General features: G+C 75.2%; 14 protein-coding genes and 3 pseudogenes. 12 read left to right on the top strand and 5 right to left on the bottom strand.

Going from position 1 to position 18,040, the window contains the following annotated elements; genetic code table 11:
• Nucleotides 1–3: 3 nt before the first annotated feature.
• Entirely contained in the window at nt 4–1,542 is a 1,539-nt protein-coding gene (locus QQK45_RS14570; RefSeq protein WP_284293921.1) for an ABC transporter substrate-binding protein, read from the bottom strand.
• Between the two features lie 160 nt (nt 1,543–1,702).
• Between QQK45_RS14570 and QQK45_RS14575 the strand changes: the two genes are divergently transcribed.
• Complete coding sequence (locus tag QQK45_RS14575; protein WP_284293922.1) at nt 1,703–2,347, top strand: TetR/AcrR family transcriptional regulator; 645 nt, start codon at nt 1,703–1,705, stop codon at nt 2,345–2,347.
• Nucleotides 2,348–2,567: 220 nt separating this feature from the next.
• Here QQK45_RS14575 and glgX read toward each other — a convergent pair whose 3' ends face one another.
• Together glgX and QQK45_RS14585 are read right to left on the bottom strand one after the other, a co-directional pair.
• Entirely contained in the window at nt 2,568–4,784 is a 2,217-nt protein-coding gene (glgX, locus tag QQK45_RS14580) for a glycogen debranching protein GlgX (protein ID WP_431310345.1), read from the bottom strand.
• On the bottom strand, nt 4,781–5,647 hold the full coding sequence (locus tag QQK45_RS14585) for an alpha/beta fold hydrolase (RefSeq protein ID WP_284293925.1): 867 nt from the start codon (nt 5,645–5,647) through the stop codon (nt 4,781–4,783). The genes glgX and QQK45_RS14585 overlap by 4 nt, the downstream gene beginning before the upstream one ends.
• Nucleotides 5,648–5,799: 152 nt before the next feature.
• Here QQK45_RS14585 and QQK45_RS14590 point away from each other — a divergent pair.
• From QQK45_RS14590 to QQK45_RS14605, 4 genes and pseudogenes are all read left to right on the top strand, one after another.
• A pseudogene (locus tag QQK45_RS14590) lies at nt 5,800–6,396 on the top strand (electron transfer flavoprotein subunit beta/FixA family protein); the annotation flags it as partial.
• 262 nt (nt 6,397–6,658) lie between these two features.
• Nucleotides 6,659–7,668, top strand: a pseudogene (locus tag QQK45_RS14595) (electron transfer flavoprotein subunit alpha/FixB family protein).
• A gap of 32 nt (nt 7,669–7,700) precedes the next feature.
• Nucleotides 7,701–8,846: a winged helix DNA-binding domain-containing protein gene (locus QQK45_RS14600; RefSeq protein WP_284293926.1), complete on the top strand. Its 1,146-nt coding sequence runs from the start codon at nt 7,701–7,703 to the stop codon at nt 8,844–8,846.
• Entirely contained in the window at nt 8,843–10,225 is a 1,383-nt protein-coding gene (locus tag QQK45_RS14605; protein ID WP_284293927.1) for an aminoglycoside phosphotransferase family protein, read from the top strand. Before QQK45_RS14600 ends, QQK45_RS14605 begins: the two co-directional genes overlap by 4 nt.
• On the opposite strand, the gene QQK45_RS14610 is transcribed toward QQK45_RS14605, so the two are convergent.
• Nucleotides 10,189–10,674 (bottom strand): MoaD/ThiS family protein, encoded by a 486-nt coding sequence (locus QQK45_RS14610; RefSeq protein ID WP_284293928.1) that lies wholly within the window; start codon nt 10,672–10,674, stop codon nt 10,189–10,191. The two genes, QQK45_RS14605 and QQK45_RS14610, sit on opposite strands and share 37 nt — an antisense overlap.
• Nucleotides 10,675–10,712: 38 nt before the next feature.
• Entirely contained in the window at nt 10,713–11,846 is a 1,134-nt protein-coding gene (gene moaA, locus QQK45_RS14615; RefSeq protein ID WP_284293929.1) for a GTP 3',8-cyclase MoaA, read from the bottom strand.
• 134 nt (nt 11,847–11,980) lie between these two features.
• Between moaA and QQK45_RS14620 the strand changes: the two genes are divergently transcribed.
• From QQK45_RS14620 to QQK45_RS14650, 7 genes and pseudogenes are all read left to right on the top strand, one after another.
• Nucleotides 11,981–12,379 (top strand): TOBE domain-containing protein, encoded by a 399-nt coding sequence (locus QQK45_RS14620; RefSeq protein WP_284293930.1) that lies wholly within the window; start codon nt 11,981–11,983, stop codon nt 12,377–12,379.
• Nucleotides 12,376–13,188, top strand: coding sequence for a molybdate ABC transporter substrate-binding protein (gene modA, locus QQK45_RS14625; protein WP_284293931.1), 813 nt, complete (start codon nt 12,376–12,378; stop codon nt 13,186–13,188). Before QQK45_RS14620 ends, modA begins: the two co-directional genes overlap by 4 nt.
• Complete coding sequence (locus QQK45_RS14630; RefSeq protein WP_284293933.1) at nt 13,178–14,089, top strand: ABC transporter permease; 912 nt, start codon at nt 13,178–13,180, stop codon at nt 14,087–14,089. Before modA ends, QQK45_RS14630 begins: the two co-directional genes overlap by 11 nt.
• A pseudogene (locus QQK45_RS14635) lies at nt 14,086–14,532 on the top strand (ATP-binding cassette domain-containing protein); the annotation flags it as partial. The gene QQK45_RS14630 and the pseudogene QQK45_RS14635, both read left to right, overlap by 4 nt.
• A 398-nt stretch (nt 14,533–14,930) precedes the next feature.
• A complete protein-coding gene (locus QQK45_RS14640) occupies nt 14,931–16,208 on the top strand; it encodes a molybdopterin molybdotransferase MoeA (protein WP_284293934.1) in 1,278 nt (425 codons plus the stop codon).
• Complete coding sequence (gene moaC, locus QQK45_RS14645) at nt 16,205–16,723, top strand: cyclic pyranopterin monophosphate synthase MoaC (protein WP_284293936.1); 519 nt, start codon at nt 16,205–16,207, stop codon at nt 16,721–16,723. Before QQK45_RS14640 ends, moaC begins: the two co-directional genes overlap by 4 nt.
• The gene (locus QQK45_RS14650) at nt 16,720–17,685 is read left to right on the top strand and encodes a molybdenum cofactor biosynthesis protein MoaE (RefSeq protein WP_284293937.1); all 966 of its coding nucleotides are present in this window, start codon (nt 16,720–16,722) and stop codon (nt 17,683–17,685) included. Before moaC ends, QQK45_RS14650 begins: the two co-directional genes overlap by 4 nt.
• The last annotated feature ends 355 nt before the right edge of the window (nt 17,686–18,040 follow it).

Genomic DNA, 18,040 nt, shown 5'->3' on the forward strand with positions numbered 1-18,040 from the left:
GGCTCAGCTCGCGGGCTGGTAGTCGTAGATCGACGGGACGGCCATGCCGGACTGCGTCGTCGCCGTGACGGTCGGGTCGGTGACGAGCGTGTAGGTCATCCGGTAGAACGGCGCGAACCAGGCGTCCTCGACGACGTGCTTGTTCAGCGCCCCGGCGTCGGTGGCCGTGGCCGACTCGTCGTCGGTGAGCAGCTTGGCGCTCAGCGACTTCACGGTGTCGTCGGTGTAGCCGAAGGGGTTGAACGTGCCCGGGAGGATCGCCGTCTGGACGAGGTTCCACGCGTTGCTCGACTGGCCGAGGTTCATCACCATGCCGGCGTACGCGCGGTCGCGGAAGATCTTCTGCAGCGCGGTCGCACCGTCGAGCTGGTCCCACTTCAGCGTGATGCCGACCTTCGCGAGCTGGGTGGTGAGCGCGCTCGTCATCGCGTCGGTGGTGATGCCGGCCATGGCGGGCAGCGTGAGCGTGAAGCCGTCTGCGTAGCCGGCGTCGGCGAGGAGCTGCTTCGCCTTGTCGGGGTCGTACGGGTAGGCGTCGTCGAGCGCCTTGTCGTAGCCGGGGGTGTCGGTGCCCCAGATCTGGCTCGTGGCGGTGCCGCGGCCCTGGCGCAGGCCCTGGAGGAGCGCGTCGCGGTCGATCCCGTCGTTGATCGCCTGGCGCACGCGCGGGTCGGCGAGGGCCTTGTTCACGGCCCCGACCCGGTCGAACAGCAGGATGCCCTGGAAGTCGAACTCGAACTTCTGCTGGGTGAGCTTGGTGTCGGCCTCGGCGGCGATCTGCTGGTCGACGGTCTGCAGGACGGCCGTGTTGAGCTGGCCGGTCTTGAGGCCGTTGACGATCGCGTTCTCGTTGTCGAACGAGCTGATGCTGAGCGTCGTGTACGGGGCCTTGTCGCCCCAGTAGTCGGCCTTGCGCGCGTAGACGTACTTGGAGCCGATGGCCGTCTTGCCCGTGTCGAGCGTGTAGGGGCCGGTGCCGTCGGGGTTGGTGGCGAGGTCCTTGCTGCCGATCTTCGCGGGGCTCGCCATGAGGCCCGCGGCGTCGGACAGCGAGAACAGGAGCGCCGGGTCGGGCTGCTTGAGCTCGACGACGACGTGCGTGGGGTCGGTGACCTTCACGGTCTTGAGCGAGGCGAGCTGGGTGGCCGAGCCGCCGCCGCCCTTCGCGAACGCCTCGAGGTTCTTCTTCACGGCGGTGGCGTCGAACGCGGTCCCGTCGGAGAACGTCACGCCCGAGCGGAGCGTGAGGCTGAGCTTCGTGCTCGTGGCGTCGTACGTCCACGCCGTGGCGAGCATGGGCGCGAACGTCCCGTCCGCCTTGCGCAGGATCAGCGTGTCGTAGACGGCCTGGTAGTAGGGCAGCGCGCTGCCGCTGGCCTGCGTGGGGTCGAGGCTCTGCGCGACCGTCATGGTGCCGACGGCCAGCGTGTCGCTGTGCTGCGCGGCCTGGCCGGCGGTGCCGCCGCCGGCGCCCGAGCAAGCGGCGAGGCTCGCCGCCACCCCGGCCGCGGCGAGGGCGGCGAGGATCCGGGTTGTCTTCATCTCTGCACTCCGTCGTGTCTGGTGAGGGCCCGTGCGTCGGGGCTCGGCGCCGAGCGTAGCGCAAAAATTACCAGGTGGTAGATTCGGGGTCCAGACCCGGGCCGACGACGACGCCGCCGACCGCCCACGCAGTAGGCTCGGGCCGACCGAAGGAGTTCGCGTGACCAGCACCTCGAGCGCCCCGCCCGCGGCCGACGAGCGCCCCACCGAGGCCCGCCGTCCGCGGTACACCAAGGGGGCCCGCACCAAGCAGCGCATCGTCGACGGCGCGCTCGAGCTCTTCGCGAGCAGCGGGTTCCACGCCGTGTCCGTCCGCGACATCGCCGCACACGTCGGGCTGTCGCACGTCGCCGTCCTGCAGCACTTCGACGGCGGCAAGGACGAGCTCCTCATCCAGGTGCTCCGACGCCGCGACGAACGCGAGGCCGAGCTCCAGGCGACCGAGCGCGCCTCGGCCGGCGACGTCGTCGGGTTCGTCCGGCGCCTGCTCGGGCGCGAGGTCGCGCAACCCGAGCTCGTCTCCCTCTACGTCAAGATGGCGAGCGAGGCCACCTCGCCCGACCACCCCGCGCACGACTACTTCATCGAGCGCTACCACCAGGTCCGCGCCTCGGCGGCCGAGGGCTTCCGGGCCTACCTCGCCCGGCACCCCGAGGTGCCGCCGTTCGACGTCGAGCTCGTGGCACGGCAGGCGATCGCGCTCGTCGACGGCATCCAGGTGCAGTGGCTCCTCGAGCCCGACCGCATCGACATGGCCGAGGCGATCGTCGCGTGGCTCAGGACCCTCGGGATCCGGGAGGAGTGATCCTCGGGTTCGTCGGCGTCGCGTGGTCGGGGCCGCGGGCGGGCGCGGCGAGCTGGTTCGGGCTGTCGTGCTTCGGCCCTGGGGGCCGTGCGCACTCCTTGACGCCCTTCACCACTTCCCCGCACCCAACCCGCTCGCCGTTCGGCTCGCCTCCGCCGCCTTCCAGGGCCCGCTCGGCTCGTCGTCTCTGCGTCACCGCGAGTCGGCGTCTTCCCGGCCCTCAGCCGCGGGGCGCGGCCAGGTAGACGACGACCGCCAGGGCGTCGAGCAGCACCCGTTCGCCCGGCTCGCGGTCCGGGTGCTCGACCATGGCGCGCGTGCCCGACGTCGAGCCCCACACGCGGCGCCAGCGGCGGTCGGTGTTGCCGCGTCCCGCGAGCGCGACCTCCATCGGGGACAGCGCCCCGTTGAGGACGACGAGCACGTGCGACGACCCCGCGACCGGGGTGCGCCGCATCATCTGCAGGGTGCGGGCCTCCGGGTCGTGCCAGTCGTCGTGCGTGAACGGCTCGCCCGCAGCGTCGTACCAGGCGAGGTCCGGCTGCGACGGCGCGTCCCCGGGCAGCGGGGTGCCGCGGTAGAACGCGTCGACCGTGAGCGCGGGGTGCTCGCGCCGCAGGGCGAGGAGCGCGCGCGTCGAGTCGAGCAGCTCGCGCTGCCACGGCGCCAGGTCCCAGTCGACCCACGACGTCGCGTCGTCCTGGCAGTAGGCGTTGTTGTTGCCGCCCTGGGTGCGGCCGAGCTCGTCGCCGGCCGTCAGCATGGGCGTCCCCGCGGACAGCAGGAGCGTCGCGAGCAGGTTGCGCACGCTGCGCGCCCGCAGCGCCGCGACGCGGGCCGTCGCCGTGTCGCCGGCGTTCCCGGGGCCTTCGATCCCGTGGTTCCAGGACCGGTTGTCGCCCGACCCGTCGCGGCCCTCCTCGCCGTTCGCCTCGTTGTGCTTGTGGTCGTAGGTGACGAGGTCGCGCAGCGTGAAGCCGTCGTGCGCGGTCACGAAGTTCACCGACGCGACCGGTCCCCGGGCGAGCGGTGGGTCGCCGTGCCCGAACAGGTCCGCGCTGCCCGCCAGCCGGGTCGCGAGGTCGCGGACGCCGTCGTGCCCGGGGTCGGGTCCGCCGCGCTGCAGCCGCGCGACGTCGGCGAGCCAGAACTGGCGCGCGGCGTCCCGGAACCGGTCGTTCCACTCGGCCAGGGGCGCCGGGAACTGGCCGGTCCGCCAGCCGCCCGGCCCGACGTCCCACGGCTCGGCGACGAGCTTGAGGTTCGCGAGCGCCGGGTCGGCCTGGAGGCCGACGAGGAACGGGTGGTCGGCGTCGAAGCCGTCCGAGCCGCGCCCGAGCGTGACCGCGAGGTCGAACCGGAACCCGTCCACCCCGACGACGTCCGCCCAGTACCGCAGGGAGTCCAGCGCGAATTGGACGACGCGCGGTCGGCGGAAGTCGAGCGTGTTGCCGGTGCCGGTGGTGTCGACGAGCTGGGCGGGGACGTTGCCGTCGTGGCGGTAGTAGCCGGTGCTGTCGAGCCCGCGCCAGGACAGGTGCGGGCCGTCGACGCCGCCCTCGCACGTGTGGTTGTAGACGACGTCGAGCAGCACCTCGATGCCGGCCTCGTGCAGCGCGTGCACGGCGGACCGGACCTCGTCGAGGACGGCGCCCGGCCCGGCGTCCTGGGCGGCGCGGGTCGCGTACGAGGGCTCGGGCGCGAAGAAGCCGAGCGTGTTGTAGCCCCAGTAGTTCGTGAGGCCCTTGGTGACGAGGTGCGGCTCGTCGGACTTCGCGTGGACGGGGAGCAGCTCGATCGCGGTGACGCCGAGCGAGGTCAGGTGCCCGACGACGGCCGGGTGGGCGAGGGCCGCGTAGGTCCCGCGCAGGTCCTCGGGCACGTGCGGGTGGAGCATCGTGAGCCCGCGCACGTGGGCCTCGTAGACGACGGTGTCGCGCCAGGGCACGTACGGGCGGTTGGCGCGCGGGTCGGGTGTGCGGGCACGGAGCCCGTCGACGTCGACCACCACGGAGTGCGGGACGTGGGGCGCCGAGTCGAGGGGGTCGGCGTGGCCGAACGGCTCGTCTGGGGCCCCGCCCGACACGGCTCCGTCGAGGTCGACCCGCCCGACGAGGCCACGCGCGTAGGGGTCGACGAGCAGCTTGGCGGGGTTGTGTCGCAACCCGGCGGCGGGGTCCCAGACGCCGTGGGTGCGGAAGCCGTACCGCTGCCCGGGGCGGACCCCGGGCACGTGCGCGTGCCACACGCCGAAGCTCGGGCCGTCGAGCGGGACCCGCCGCTCGGTGAGGCTGCCGTCGGGCGCCGGGTCCAGCAGGCACAGGTCGACGGCGGTGGCGTGGGCTGCGAGGACCGCGACGCTGACGCCGTCGGGGGTCACGTGGACGCCCAGGGGTGGCGTCGCGACGTGATGTGGTGACTGGGGCACGCGTCTCAGTCTGGCGAGGCGGATGGTTCCGCACCAAACCGGCGCAGGGCGAACCTGCGTACGAGCGCGGCGATCGGGTGCGGGTCACGCAGCAGCGTCCCGTGGCTCTGACCGGGGACGTCGGCGGCGCGGGCGTCGGGGACGAGCCGGGCGACCTGTTGGGCCCAGTCCCTGGGCGAGACGTGGTCGAGAGAGCCTCGCAGAACGAGGGTCGGGGCTTGCACGGCGGGGAGCCGTTCCTCGGCGCGGTGCGTGAGCATCTTGGCGAGGACGGTGAAGAACCAGCGGGGGTCCGACCTGAGGTACTCCGTCAGGCCGGTGACCAGGACGCCGACGCTCTCCACAGCGAGGTCCTGGACGAGACGCAGTGCCTGGACCGTCGCGTGCCGCTCCGCCGGGTTGATCGTGGGTGCTATCAGGACGAGCCCGTCGACGAGCTCGGGGGCCTGGGCCGCGGTCTCGGTGGCGACCTGCGTCCCCATGGAGTGGCCGATGAGGACGAGGGGCCTTCCGGGTGCTGTGCGGGGCCGGACGACGTCGCGGACGAAGGCTGCTACGAGCGCGCCCAGGTCGGCCATGGTGGGGGCGCGGGCGGGCTCGGGAGCGTCGCCGAAGCCTGGCAGGTCGACGACCCAGGCGTCGCCGTCGGTCGCGAGGTCTTCCGCCAGGGGCAGCAGGGTCCGCCGCCCCATGCCGATCCCGTGCACGAGGACGTACACGGGTGGTGCGGCCGTGGGGGCCACGGGCGCGCGGAGGTGCTCGTAGACGAGCTCGAGCTCACCGAGACGGGACTTTCCCAGGCGGTGCACCCGGCCGGGTCCGCCGAGGTCCGCATCCGGGGAGACACGATCGCGGTTGTCAGTGAGCGCCACGAGCCCAGTGTGGGCCACGTGCGGGGCGCGGTGCGCGCCTTGCCGGACGGCCCGGCATCGTGCCCAGTCGCGCCGGTAGGGTCGGGGAGAGGTCGGACGGGAGTTGCCGTGCGACCGCCCCTAACCCGCCTCTTCGGAGTAGGAGCTGTCGCATGGCTGCCGCGCTGCGCGTCGTCGTCGCCGTCAAGTACGTCCCGGACATCCAGTCCGCCCGCGCGTTCGAGGACTGTCGCCTCGTGCGGACCAGCGACGACGGCACCCTCAACGAGCTCGACGAGAACGCCGTCGAGGCGGCGCTCCGCCTCGTCGAGGCGCTCCCGGAGGACGCGCGCGAGGCCAGCGAGGTCGTCGTCGTGACGGTCGGCCCCGCCGATGCCGAGGCGGCGCTGCGCAAGGCGTACCAGCTCGGCGCGGACCGTGCCGTCCACGTCGTCGACGACGCGCTGGCCGGCTCCGACTACCACGGGACCGCGGTGGCGCTGGCGGCGGCGATCCGGCGCCTGCACGACGAGCGCCCCGTCGACCTGGTGCTCACGGGCATGGCCGCGCTCGACGGCCTCGGCTCGGTCGTGCCCACCCTCGCGGCGTCGTGGCTGGGCTGGCCGTCGGTCGGACTGGTCACCGCGTTCGAGCTGGACGAGGGCACCGTCGCCGCGACCCGCGAGCTCGACGGCGTCACCGAGACCGTCACGGTCCCGCGGCCCGCGGTCGTGTCGGTCACCGACCACGCGAACGACCCGCGGTTCCCCAACTTCAAGCTCATCATGGCGGCGCGCAGCAAGCCCGTGGACACGTGGTCGCTCGCCGACCTCGAGGAGCCGCTCGAGCGTCTGTCCGAGGACGCCGGGCTGCCGTTGCCCGGCGTCGGGGAGAGGGTGCCCGCGCCCGCACGACGAGTGCCGAGCCGCGCCCGCCGCGCCCGGAGACCGAGGTCGTCACCGACAAGGGCGAGGGCGGCATCGCGCTCGCCGAGTTCCTCATCCGCCACGAGCTCGTCTGAGAGGCCCGGACATGACCAGCTCCCGCCGCACCGTCCTCGTCCACCTCGACACGCCCGCGACCGAGCTGAGCAGCTCCGCGCTCGAGCTCCTCACGCTGGCCCGCTCGCTGGGCCGTGTCGAGGCCGTCGCCCTCGCGTCGCCCAGCCTGACGACGCTCGCCCAGCTCGGCGCGTACGGCGTCGAGCTCGTCCGCCAGGCCGAGGTGAACGACGACCTCGGGCCCGACGCCGCCCACTCGACCGCGCTCGTCGCCGAGGCGCTCGCACGCGCCGCCGACGCGTCCGGCGCGGCCGTCGTCCTGCTCGCCTCGACGTTCCCCAACAAGGAGTCCGCGGCCCGCCTCGCGTTCCTCACGGGCGCCGGGCTCGTGATCGACGCCGCCGCGGTCGGGGTGTCCGACGACGGCCACGTCGTCGGGTCCAAGCGCGTCCTCGCCGGGTCCTGGGACACGTCGTGCGAGATCGTGACGGACCTCGCGGTCCTCACCGTGCGCGCCAACGCCGTCGTCCCGGAGCCCGCCGAGGCGGCCGTCGAGACCACGGTCGAGGGCTTCGCCGTCGTCCCGTCGGCGCTCGCGAAGGCCGGCGTCCCGACGTCGCGCGAGGTGCACGCCGCCGAGCACGGCGACGGCCCCGCCCGGCCCGCGCTCGCCGAGGCCGCATTCGTCGTCGCGGGCGGCCGGGGGACGTTCGGCGACTTCACGCCCGTCGAGGACCTCGCCGACGCGCTGGGCGCGGCCGTGGGCGCGACGCGCGACTGCGTCGACGAGGGTGGATCGGCCACGACGCCCAGATCGGCCAGACGGGCGTGACCGTCGCGCCGCGGGTCTACATCGGCGCCGGGATCTCCGGCGCGCCGCACCACCGCGGCGGCATGCAGGCGTCCCAGGTCATCGTCGCGGTCAACAACGACCCCGACTGCCCGCTCTTCGAGATCAGCGACCTCGCGGTCGTCGGCGACCTGCACGAGGTGCTGCCCCAGGCGGCCGAGCGGATCCGAGAGCACCGGGCGCAGGGCTGAGCGCTGTCACACGCCGTCCGTAGGGTCGGGGCATGGCCGACGACGTCACACCCCGGGTCCTCAACCGGACGCTGCTCGCCCGCCAGCACCTGCTCGAACGGCTGCCCCGGGACGACCCGCGCGCGGACCCCGTCGCGCTCACGACGCATCTGCTCGGGCTCCAGGCGCAGGAGCCGCTGCCGCCGTACCTGTCGCTGGCGGCGCGCGTCGACGCGTTCGACCCGCGCGACCTGTCCCGCGCCCTCGACGGCCGCCGCGTCCTGCGCGTCCTGCTGATGCGCGGCACCATCCACACGGTCGCGCCCGACGACGCGCGGCTCCTGCGGGTCCTCGTCCAGCCGTTCCTCGACAAGGTCTCGCGGAACAGCGCGGCGAGCCGCCCGGCCGCGCACGTCCCGCTCGACGACCTCGTGGCGGCAGGCCGCGCCCTGATGGGCGGCGGTCCGGTCCCGGTGAAGGCGCTGGGTACGGCGCTGGCCGAACGGTTCGACGCGCCGCCGTCGGCACTGGTCAACCGTCTGCGCGAGGGCGTGCCCCTGGTCCAGACGCCGCCCCGCGGGCTCTGGGGCCGGCCCGGTGGCGTGGCCTACGTGCCGCTCGAGTCGTGGCTCGGCGAGCCCGATGGCCTGCTCGACCTGCGCTCCGACACCCTGCCCGACGGCGCGCCCCGGTCCGCGGCGCTCGCGGGCGTCGTGCGGCGGTACCTCGCGGCGTTCGGGCCGGGCACGCCCGCCGACGTCACGACGTGGTCCGGGATCACCGGGATCCGTGCCGTGTTCGACGCGCTGGGCGACGAGCTGGTCCCGCTCCGCACCGACGACGGCCGGACCGTCTGGGACCTCGCCGGTGTGTCCCTCGCCGACCCGGACGTACCCGCGCCGGCCCGCCTGCTGGGACGCTATGACAACGTGTGGCTCTCCCACGCGGGCCGCGACCGGGTCACCCCGCCCGACGCGCGTCGCCGCTGGATGGGGTCGAACGGCGGGGTCGGGAGCGTGGTGCTGGTGGACGGCGTGATGGCGGGCCTCTGGTCGACGACCGCGCAGGGCGGGGTCGAGGTCGAGCTGTTCGACCGGGTGAGCGGATCCCAGCGGGCCGAGCTCGACGCCGAGGTGGCGCGGGTCGAGTCCCTGCTCGCGGTCCCCGCGGACGAGGCCGCCGCGGTGGCGGACCGGTGAGCGGCCCCGCGTCCTTCGACGACCACGTCCTGCTCGTGCCCTCGTCGGCCCGCGACGCCGTGCTGATCCGGGTCGACGAGGCGGGGGAGCGCCGCTGGCCGACCGTCCGGGGCGGGCGGGCGCGTGAGCTCGACGAGATCCTGGCCGACGTCGCCCGGCTCGCGGGTCCTGACCTGGTGTTCCTGCGTATCGCGGGCCGTGCGGAGGTCCCGCTCGGCGAAGGGGGCGCGACGGCCCGGACCGACCTCCTCGTGCACGACGCCTTGACCGTCTCGCTCGAGCACCTCCCGGGCCCGGCCCGGTGGGCCTGGTGCCCCGTCGACGACGTCGCGACCCTGCTCCCGCCGCTGCCCGACGCGCTCCGTGGCTCGTTCGCCCGCTGGCTCGACGAGCTGCACGGCGCGCCCCCACCGCCGCAGCGGCCCGCCTGGGCGAACCCGGGCGGCATCCGGCCCTTCCTCGCGTGGCTCGCCGCCGCGGTGCGGGCGACCGGCGCGACCCCCGAGGGTGAGCCCGAGGTGCTGCAGCAGTGGGGGATCTCGCTCGTCGTGCGGCAGCGCACCGACCGCGGGCCCCTGTTCGGCAAGGCCGTGGGCGCAGTCTTCGCGTCCGAGCCCGCGATCACGCGCCTCCTCGCGGCCGACCGCCCGGGCACCGTGCCCGGTGTCCTCGCCGTCGACACCGAGCGCGCCTGGGTGCTGCTCGACGACGCCCGGATCCGCCCGATCGGGGGCGCCGACGCCGCCGAGGGGCTCCGCGCGCTGGCCCGGCTGCAGCGCGCGTGGATCGGCCGGACCGACGAGCTGCGCGCCGTCGGCTGCCCGGACCGCGGTCCGGCCACGCTCGCGGACGACCTCGCCGCCTCGCTCGAGGACCTCGAGCTCGCGAGCGAGCTCGCACCGACCCGCGGGCTCGACGCGGCGGAACGCGCACGGCTGCGTGCGCTCCTCCCCGCGTTCGCGGGGCTGTGCCGCGACGCGGAGGACGACGGCCTGCCCCTCACGCTCCTGCACGGCGACTGCCACCCCGGCAACACCGGCGTCCGCGACGACGGCAGCGTGTGCCTGCTCGACTGGTCCGACGCGGCCGTCGGGCACCCGTTCGTCGACGTCGACGTGTGGCTCAGCCACGTCACCGAGGACGATCGGCCGGCGCTCCGGGCCGCGTACCTCGCCGAGTGGCCTGAGGTCGCCGACGGCGAAGCCGCCCTGCTGCGCGCCGACGTCCTGTGCGCGGCGTACCAGGTCGTGACCTCGCAACGGCTCCTGCGGGCGCTCGAGGAGGACGAGTGGCCGGGGTTCGCGGGCGGCATGTCGTTCTGGGCGCGCCGGGTCCTGGACCGCTACGACGTGCTCGTCGCGTCCACGCTCCGGTCCTGAACGAGCTCGCGCACTGCCGAGCACGGGATCGCCCACCGCTCACCTCGCCGAGCACGCGGGGATGCACCCGTTCTGGAGCGGAACGGTGCATCAGTCCGTGCTCGCCGCGGCGGTCGCTGACGCAGCGCCACCGCCGGTGAGCTTCGGCGCTCAGCCGCCCGCGAAGGGGGCAGCAGGTCGACGACGGCGCTGCCCGGCACGGGCGCACCGCGGTCGGCGCGCACCCCGTCGACGAGGACCGAGCACCGTGCGACCACGTCGGCAGCGTCCGGCGCGTCGGCGAGCACATCGGCGAGCAGGTCGCCCACGGTCGCGGCCGAACCGGTCGGGACGTCGCGTTCCGACCACCCGAGCGCGGCGCGCGCGGCCGCGAACGCCCGGACGCGCACGGTCGTCGTCGCGCCGCCCGCACCGGTCGGTGTGCTGATCCGTTCGTCGGTCGTCGTCACTCGTGCTCCCTGTCTCGGCCTCGCCACGTCTCTCGGCTCTAGCCGCCGATGGCGCTCATGGTCCGTTCGGGCTGCGTGAAGCCCGGTGCGCTCATCCCGTGCCCGGCGGCCTTGCCCCACATCGCCGTCCGCCACGTGTCGGCGAGCTCGCCGTCGGTCGCGCCGGCGCGCAGCGGGCCGAGGAGGTCGGTCTCGGTGTGCGCGAACAGGCAGCTCCGCACGGCGCCCTCCGCGGTGAGGCGGGTGCGGCGGCAGTCGGCGCAGAACGGCTCCGTCACGGACGCGATGATGCCCACGGTGCCGAACCGTGGTGTCGCCGTAGGCGACGACCCGCCACCGGGTCCCGGGGCGAGCACCGCGAAACGCTCGGCCGGTGCGCCGTCGCGCGGGGCGTCGTCGGGCACGAGCGTGAAGCGCTCGGCGAGGATCCCGCGGACGTGCGCCGCGGTGACCATGCCGTCGCGGGACCAGCGGTGGTCGGCGTCGAGCGGCATCTGCTCGATGAACCGCAGCTCGAAGCCGCGCTCGAGGCACCAGGCCAGCAGCTCGGAGGCGTGCTCGGCGTTCACCCCGTGGACCAGGACGGCGTTGACCTTGACCACGTCGAACACCTCGGCGGCCGCGGCGAGCCCGGCGAGCGTGCGCTCGAGGAACGGGCGGCGGGCGAGGCGCGCGAACGTGTCGGGGTCGAGGGTGTCGAGCGAGACGTTGACCCGGTCGAGGCCCGCGTCGCGCAGGGCGTGGGCGCGGTGGTCGAGCCCGACGGCGTTGGTGGTGAGCGAGAGCTCGGGGCGGTCGGGGAGCGCGGCGCAGTCCCGGACGATGTCGACGAGGTCGCCGCGCAGCAGCGGCTCGCCGCCCGTGAAGCGGACCTGGCGCACCCCGAGGTCGCGGGTCGCGATCCCGACGAGCCGCACGATCTCCTCGCGCGTCATGACGGCGTCGCGGGGGAGCGTGGGCAGCCCCTCGGCCGGCATGCAGTACGTGCAGCGGAGGTTGCAACGGTCGGTCAGGGACACCCGCAGGTCGGTCGCGGTCCGCCCGAACCGGTCCACGAGCCCCGCGTCGGCGGGGCGGTCGGCGGGCAGCAGGAGCCCGTGCGCGCCGTCCGCGCCGCTCCCGGCGTGCGCCTGCGGCGCGAGCGTGGGGAGTCCGAGCGAGACGACGGCCATCGCTCGATTCTGCCCCGTCCGCCGCGCCGATTCACCTTCTCACCGGGGTCGCGTGGCCGGTGCGAGAACCGCGTGACGCAACCGCAACCCGGACGGAACGGCAGGGCCGCAGATGCGGCACTAGGGTCGGTCGCATGACGCAGCTGCGAGTCGGTGACGCGGCACGCCTGCTGGGCGTGAGCACCGACACGGTGCGCCGCCACATCGCGGGCGGGCTCCTCGAGGCCGGGACCGACGGCGCCGGGCACCGCGTCGTCGACGGCGCCGACCTCGCCCGGTTCGTCCGCGAGCACGCGCACGCCCCCGACGACGGCGCCGCGGGCTCGGCGCGCAACCGGTTCGTCGGCCTCGTCACCGCGCTGTTGGTCGACGACGTGATGGCGCAGGTCGAGGTCCAGGCCGGACCGCACCGCGTCGTCTCGCTGATCAGCGCGGAAGCCGTGCACGAGCTCGACCTCAAGGTCGGGGACGTGGCCACCGCGGTCGTCAAGGCGACGTCCGTGATGATCGACACACCGAAGGGGATTCGATGAGGCAACTGAGGTCCGCGCTCGGAGCGGTCGGCGCGATGTGCACCATCGTCGGGGCGCTCGCGCTCGCCGGGTGCTCGTCCGACGACGGCGGGACGAGCACGGGCAGCAGCACGAGCGGCGGGGACAAGACGCTCGTCGTGTTCGCCGCGGCGTCGCTCACCGACACGTTCACGACGATCGCGCACCAGTTCGAGGCCGATCACGCGGGCGTGACCGTGAAGCTGAGCTTCGCGGGGTCGTCGGACCTCGTGGCGCAGCTCCAGGAGGGCGCGCCGGCCGACGTCTTCGCGTCCGCGGACGAGCCGAACATGAAGAAGCTCACCGACGCGGGCCTCGCCGCAGGCGACCCGGTGCCGTTCGCGACCAACGTGCTGACGATCGTCACGCCGCCCGACAACCCGGCCGGAATCACGTCGTTCCAGGACCTGGGCAAGAGCGGCGTGAAGGTCGACGTGTGCGCCCCGCAGGTGCCCTGCGGGAACGCGGCCAAGGAGGTCGAGGCGGCCACGGGCGTCACGATCAAGCCCGTGAGCGAGGAGTCGAAGGTCACCGACGTGCTCGCCAAGGTCACGTCGGGCGAGGCGGACGCCGGGCTCGTGTACGTCACGGATGCGAAGGGCGCGCTCGCGAAGGACGCGGGCTCGCTCAAGCAGATCGACTTCCCCGAGTCGGCGAAGGCCGTGAACACATACCCGATCGTGGCCGTCAAGGACAGCAAGAACGCCGACCTCGCGAGCGAGTTCGTCGCGGCCGTCACCGGCGAGGCCGGGCAGAAGGTCCTGCAGGATGCGGGCTTCGGTGCCCCGTGAGTCCGTCCTGACCGAGGCCGCCGCGACCCCCGCGGCGGCCTCGGTCGGCCGTGCGTCGGGGCGTCGCCGGGTCCGCGGGGGCCGGGTGGTCTCGCCCCGCCTGCCGTGGTGGCTCGTCGCCGTCGCGGTGGTCGGGATCGCGTTCGTGGTCGCGCCCGTCGTCGTCATGGCGACGCGCGGCGACTGGGGTCAGTTCTGGTCTCTCGTCACGTCCGACGCGTCCCTCGACGCGCTGCGCCTGAGCCTGTTCACGTCGGTCGTGAGCACGGCGATCTGCGTGGTCGTGGGCGTGCCCGTCGCGATGGTGCTCGCGCGCACGCGGTTCCCCGGCCTGTCCGTGGTGAGGGCGCTCGTCCTGCTTCCGCTCGTCCTGCCGCCCGTCGTGTGCGGGCTCGCGCTCCTGTACGCGTTCGGGCGGCGCGGGCCGTTCGGGCACGCGCTCGAGAACGCCGGCATCTCGATCGCCTTCACGACGACGGCCGTCGTCATCTCGCACGTCTTCGTCGCGCTGCCGTTCCTCGTCCTCACGCTCGAGGGCGCCCTCAAGGTGCGCGGCACCGGCCCGGAGCTCGCCGCGGCGTCGCTCGGCGCGGGGCCGAGCCGGACGTTCTGGCTCGTCACCCTCCCGTCGGTCGCGCCGGCGCTCGCGGGCGGCGCGCTGCTCGCGTTCGCGCGCTCGCTCGGCGAGTTCGGCGCGACGCTCACGTTCGCGGGCTCGCTGCAGGGCGTCACGCGGACGCTCCCGCTCGAGATCTACCTCCAGCGCGAGACCGACCCCGACGCCGCGGTCGCGCTGTCCATGCTGCTCGTGATCGTCGCGGTGATCGTGGTCGCGCTCGTCCACTCCGCCGGCGGGACGCGCAGCTTCCGCCGCGGGTTGACGGACAGCGTCGCGGCATGAGCGGGCTGCACGTCACCGTCGACGACGACGCGCGCGACGTCCGTGTCGAGGTCGCCGTCGCGCCCGGGCGGACCCTGGCGGTGGTCGGCCCGAACGGCGCGGGGAAGTCGACCCTGCTGAGCGTCGTGGCCGGCCTGTACGTGCCGACGTCGGGGCGCGTCGTCCTCACGGGCGGCGTGGGCGCCCCGGACCGCGTCCTCACCGACACGGACGCAGGCACCCTGGTGCCGCCCGCGCGTCGCGGGGTCGTCCTGCTGGGCCAGCGGCCCGAGCTCTTCGAGCACCTGAGCGTGCGCGCGAACGTCGCGTTCGGGCCGCGCTCGGCCGGGCTGCGTCGCGCCGACGCGCGCGAGGTCGCGACCCGCTGGCTCGACGCGGTCGGCGCGCAGGGGCTCACGCGGAGGCGCGCCCGCGCGCTGTCGGGCGGGCAGGCGCAGCGCGTGGCGATCGCCCGCGCGTTCGCGGCCGAGCCCCAGGTCGTGCTGCTCGACGAGCCGCTCGCCGCCGTGGACGCCCCGTCCGTCCCGCACCTGCGTGAGGTGCTGCGCCGGGCGCTCATGGATGTCACCGCACTCGTCGTCACGCACGACGTCGCCGACGCCCTGGCGCTCGCCGACGACGTCGTGGTCGTCGACCGGGGGCGCGTCGTCGAGCACGGCCCGGCCGCCGAGGTGCTGGACGCCCCGCGGAGCGCGTTCCTGCGCCAGCTCCCCGGGGCGACAGGCCGAGCCGGGATACTCGGCTCTGTGAGCACCCCGGGCCCGACCGCACCGAGCACGTCGACCCGACCACGCACACCGGCGAGCGCGAGGCCGAGGGTGCGGAGCACGCGCGACGCACCGTGGAGGAGCACGCGTGGCGGGTCGCCGCGGCCGTCCGCCCCGCGCTCGCAGCCCTCGCCGGCCCGGCGCGCGCCGTCGAGCTCGCGGTCGCGGACGCCGTGGCCGACCCGCGTCCCCGGGCGCTCGCCGCCGCCGCCGTCGCGACCGTCGCGACACCCGGCTTCGACAACGCCCAGATGGACGGGTACGCGGTCCGCGCGGCGGACCTCGCGGGCGCGTCGGCGACGGTCCCCGCCGCGCTCGCTGTGGCGGAGCCGATCCCCGCCGGCCACGTGGGGGACCGCCTCCTGCCCGGGACCGCGGCCCCGATCATGACGGGTGCGCCCGTGCCCGGCGGCGCGGACGCCGTCGTGCGGATCGAGGACGTCCTCCCGCCGCGGTTCGGGCAGGCGGTGGGCGACCGGGTGTCGTTCACCGCGCCGGTCGACGTCGGGACCTTCGTGCGGCGGGCGGGCAGCGACGTGTCGTCCGGCGATGTCCTCCTGCCCGCGGGCTCTCCGCTGGGAGCCGCCCAGCTCGGCGCGCTCGTGGCGTCCGGGATCGACCGGGTGCGCGTGGCGGACGCGCCGCGCGTCCTGCTCGTGAGCACGGGCAGCGAGGTGCGGGGTGCGGGCGAGACGCTCGGCCCCGGCCAGGTGCACGACGCCAACGGGGCGTCGCTCGCCGCCTCGCTGCGGGTCGTGGGCGCCGACGTCCGGGTCCGCACCGTCGCCGACGACGTCGCCGCCTTCCGGTCCGTGCTCGCCGCGCCCGACCACGCCGGCTGGGCGCCCGACCTCGTCGTGACCACGGGCGGGGTGTCCGCGGGCGCGTACGAGGTAGTGCGGCTCGGGCTCGGGGCCCTCGCCGACGACGGGCTCGCCGACGTCTGGTTCGGCCACGTCGCCATGCAGCCGGGCGGCCCGCAGGGGCTGGCGACGGTCGCCGTCGGGCCGGACGGCGGACGCGTGCCCCTCGTCGCGTTCCCCGGCAACCCGGTGAGCGCGCTCGCGTCGTTCGAGCTGTTCCTGCGGCCCGTGCTCGCGCAGGCCACCGGGCTCAGGCCGGTGCGCCGGGGCCGCGGCCGTGCACCCCTCGCGGACGCCGTCGACTCCCCGCCGGCCCTCCACCAGGTCCGCCGCGGCATGCTCGACGACGTCGGGCGCGTCGTCCTCGTGGGAGGACCCGGCTCGCACCTGCTCGCCCGGTACGCGGAGGCTACGGTTCTCGTACACGTCCCGCTCGGCGTCGCGCACCTCGACGCGGGGGACGAGGTCGAGTACGAGGAGATCGGATGACGGACGCAGCGGCGGGCGGGAAGCACGGGCTGACGCACTACCGCGAGGACGGCGCCGCCGTCATGGTCGACGTGTCCGGCAAGGACGTCACCGCACGCGAGGCGACCGCGACGGGCGTGCTGCTGACCCGGCCGGACGTCGTCGAGCGGATCGCGTCGGGCGACCTGCCCAAGGGCGAGGCGGTCGCCGTCGCGCGGGTCGCGGGGATCCTCGCGGCCAAGCGCACGCACGAGCTCGTCCCGCTGTGCCACCCGCTGCCCCTCAGCGGCGTCGACGTGGACGTCGTGCCCGCGGGGGACCGCGTCGAGCTGCGCGCGACCGTGCGCACCACCTCGCGCACAGGTGTCGAGATGGAGGCGCTGACCGCCGTGACGGTCGCCGGGCTGACCGTCTACGACATGATCAAGGCCGTCGACCGGGCCGCCGTCCTCACGGACGTCCAGGTGGTCGCGAAGTCGGGCGGCGCCTCGGGGGTCTGGGTCCGGGACGGGGACGCTCCGGGGGCGGGCGCGTGATCGCGGGCGTCGTCGTCGCCTCGACGCGTGCCGCGCTCGGCACCGCGACCGACACCACGGGCCCGCTCATCCGGGCGTGGCTCGTCGAGCGCGGCTTCACCGTCCCGCGCGTCGACGTCATGCCCGACGGCGACGCCGTCGGCGCGGCGCTGCGCGCGTGGGTGGGCGAGGGCGCGGCCGTGGTCCTGACGACGGGCGGCACGGGGATCTCGCCCACCGACGTCACGCCCGAGCAGACCCGCGCGGTGCTCGACCGCGAGCTGCCCGGCGTCGCCGACCGGGTGCGGGCCGCGGGCCAGGACCGGGTCCCCACGGCAGCGCTCAGCCGGGGGACCGCCGGCGTCGCGGGCGGGACGCTCGTCGTGAACCTCCCCGGCTCGCCGGGCGGCGTGCGCGACGGGCTCGCGGCGCTCGCCGACGTGCTGTCGCACGCGGTCGACCAGCTCGCGGGCGGCGACCACCCGCGCCCGGCGGACGCTGTCGATCGCGCGGCCGCGCCGTCGTCCTCCGACGGAGCCCCAGCGGCCGGGGCGGTGCTGCGCGCCGAGGTCCGTGAGCTCTCCGACGACGACGCAGCGGCGCTCCTCGGCTCCCTCAGCGCGCTCGTGCGAGACGACACCGCGGGCGCGGTGGCGACGTTCACGGGCTACGTCCGTGACCACGACGAAGGCCGCGGCGTCGTGCACCTGCACTACGAGGGCCACCCCGAGGCCGCGGCCGTGCTCGCGCGGGTCGCGGCCGGGGTCGCGGAGCGGCACGGCGTGCGCCTCGCCGTCGTGCACCGGCTCGGCGACCTGCACGTCGGGGACGTCGCGGTCGTCGCGGCGGTCGCATCCGCGCACCGGGCCGAGGCGTTCGCGGCCGTCGCCGAGCTCGTCGACGAGCTCAAGGCGCACGTGCCGATCTGGAAGGAGCAGGGTTTCACCGATGGCTCGAAGGAGTGGGTCGGCTCGCTCGGCTGACCGTGGGCCGAGTCGCCGCCCGCTCCCGGCCCGTGCACGGCACGATCGTCCGGGCTCCGGGCTCCGGGCTCCGGGCTCCGGGCTCCGGGCTCCGGGCTCCGGGCTCCGGGCTCCGGGCTCCGGGCTCCGGGCTCCGGGCTCCGGGCTCCGGGCTCCGGGCTCCGGGCTCCGGGCTCCGGGCTCCGGGCTCCGGGCTCCGGGCTCCGGGCTCCGGGCTCCGGGCTCCCTGTCTTCCGTAGCGCTTTCGTAGCGCGCCCACACCCCGTGTCCGCTCCCTGTGCCCCGCGCGCCTGCAGTCGCGCGCTGCACTCCCACGGCCGGTTCGCCGAGCTCGGACCGTCGAGCTCCGGTCTGA

It is taken from the genome of Luteimicrobium album (genome assembly GCF_030161555.1).
GTDB classification, from domain to species: Bacteria; Actinomycetota; Actinomycetes; order Actinomycetales; family Cellulomonadaceae; genus Luteimicrobium; species Luteimicrobium album.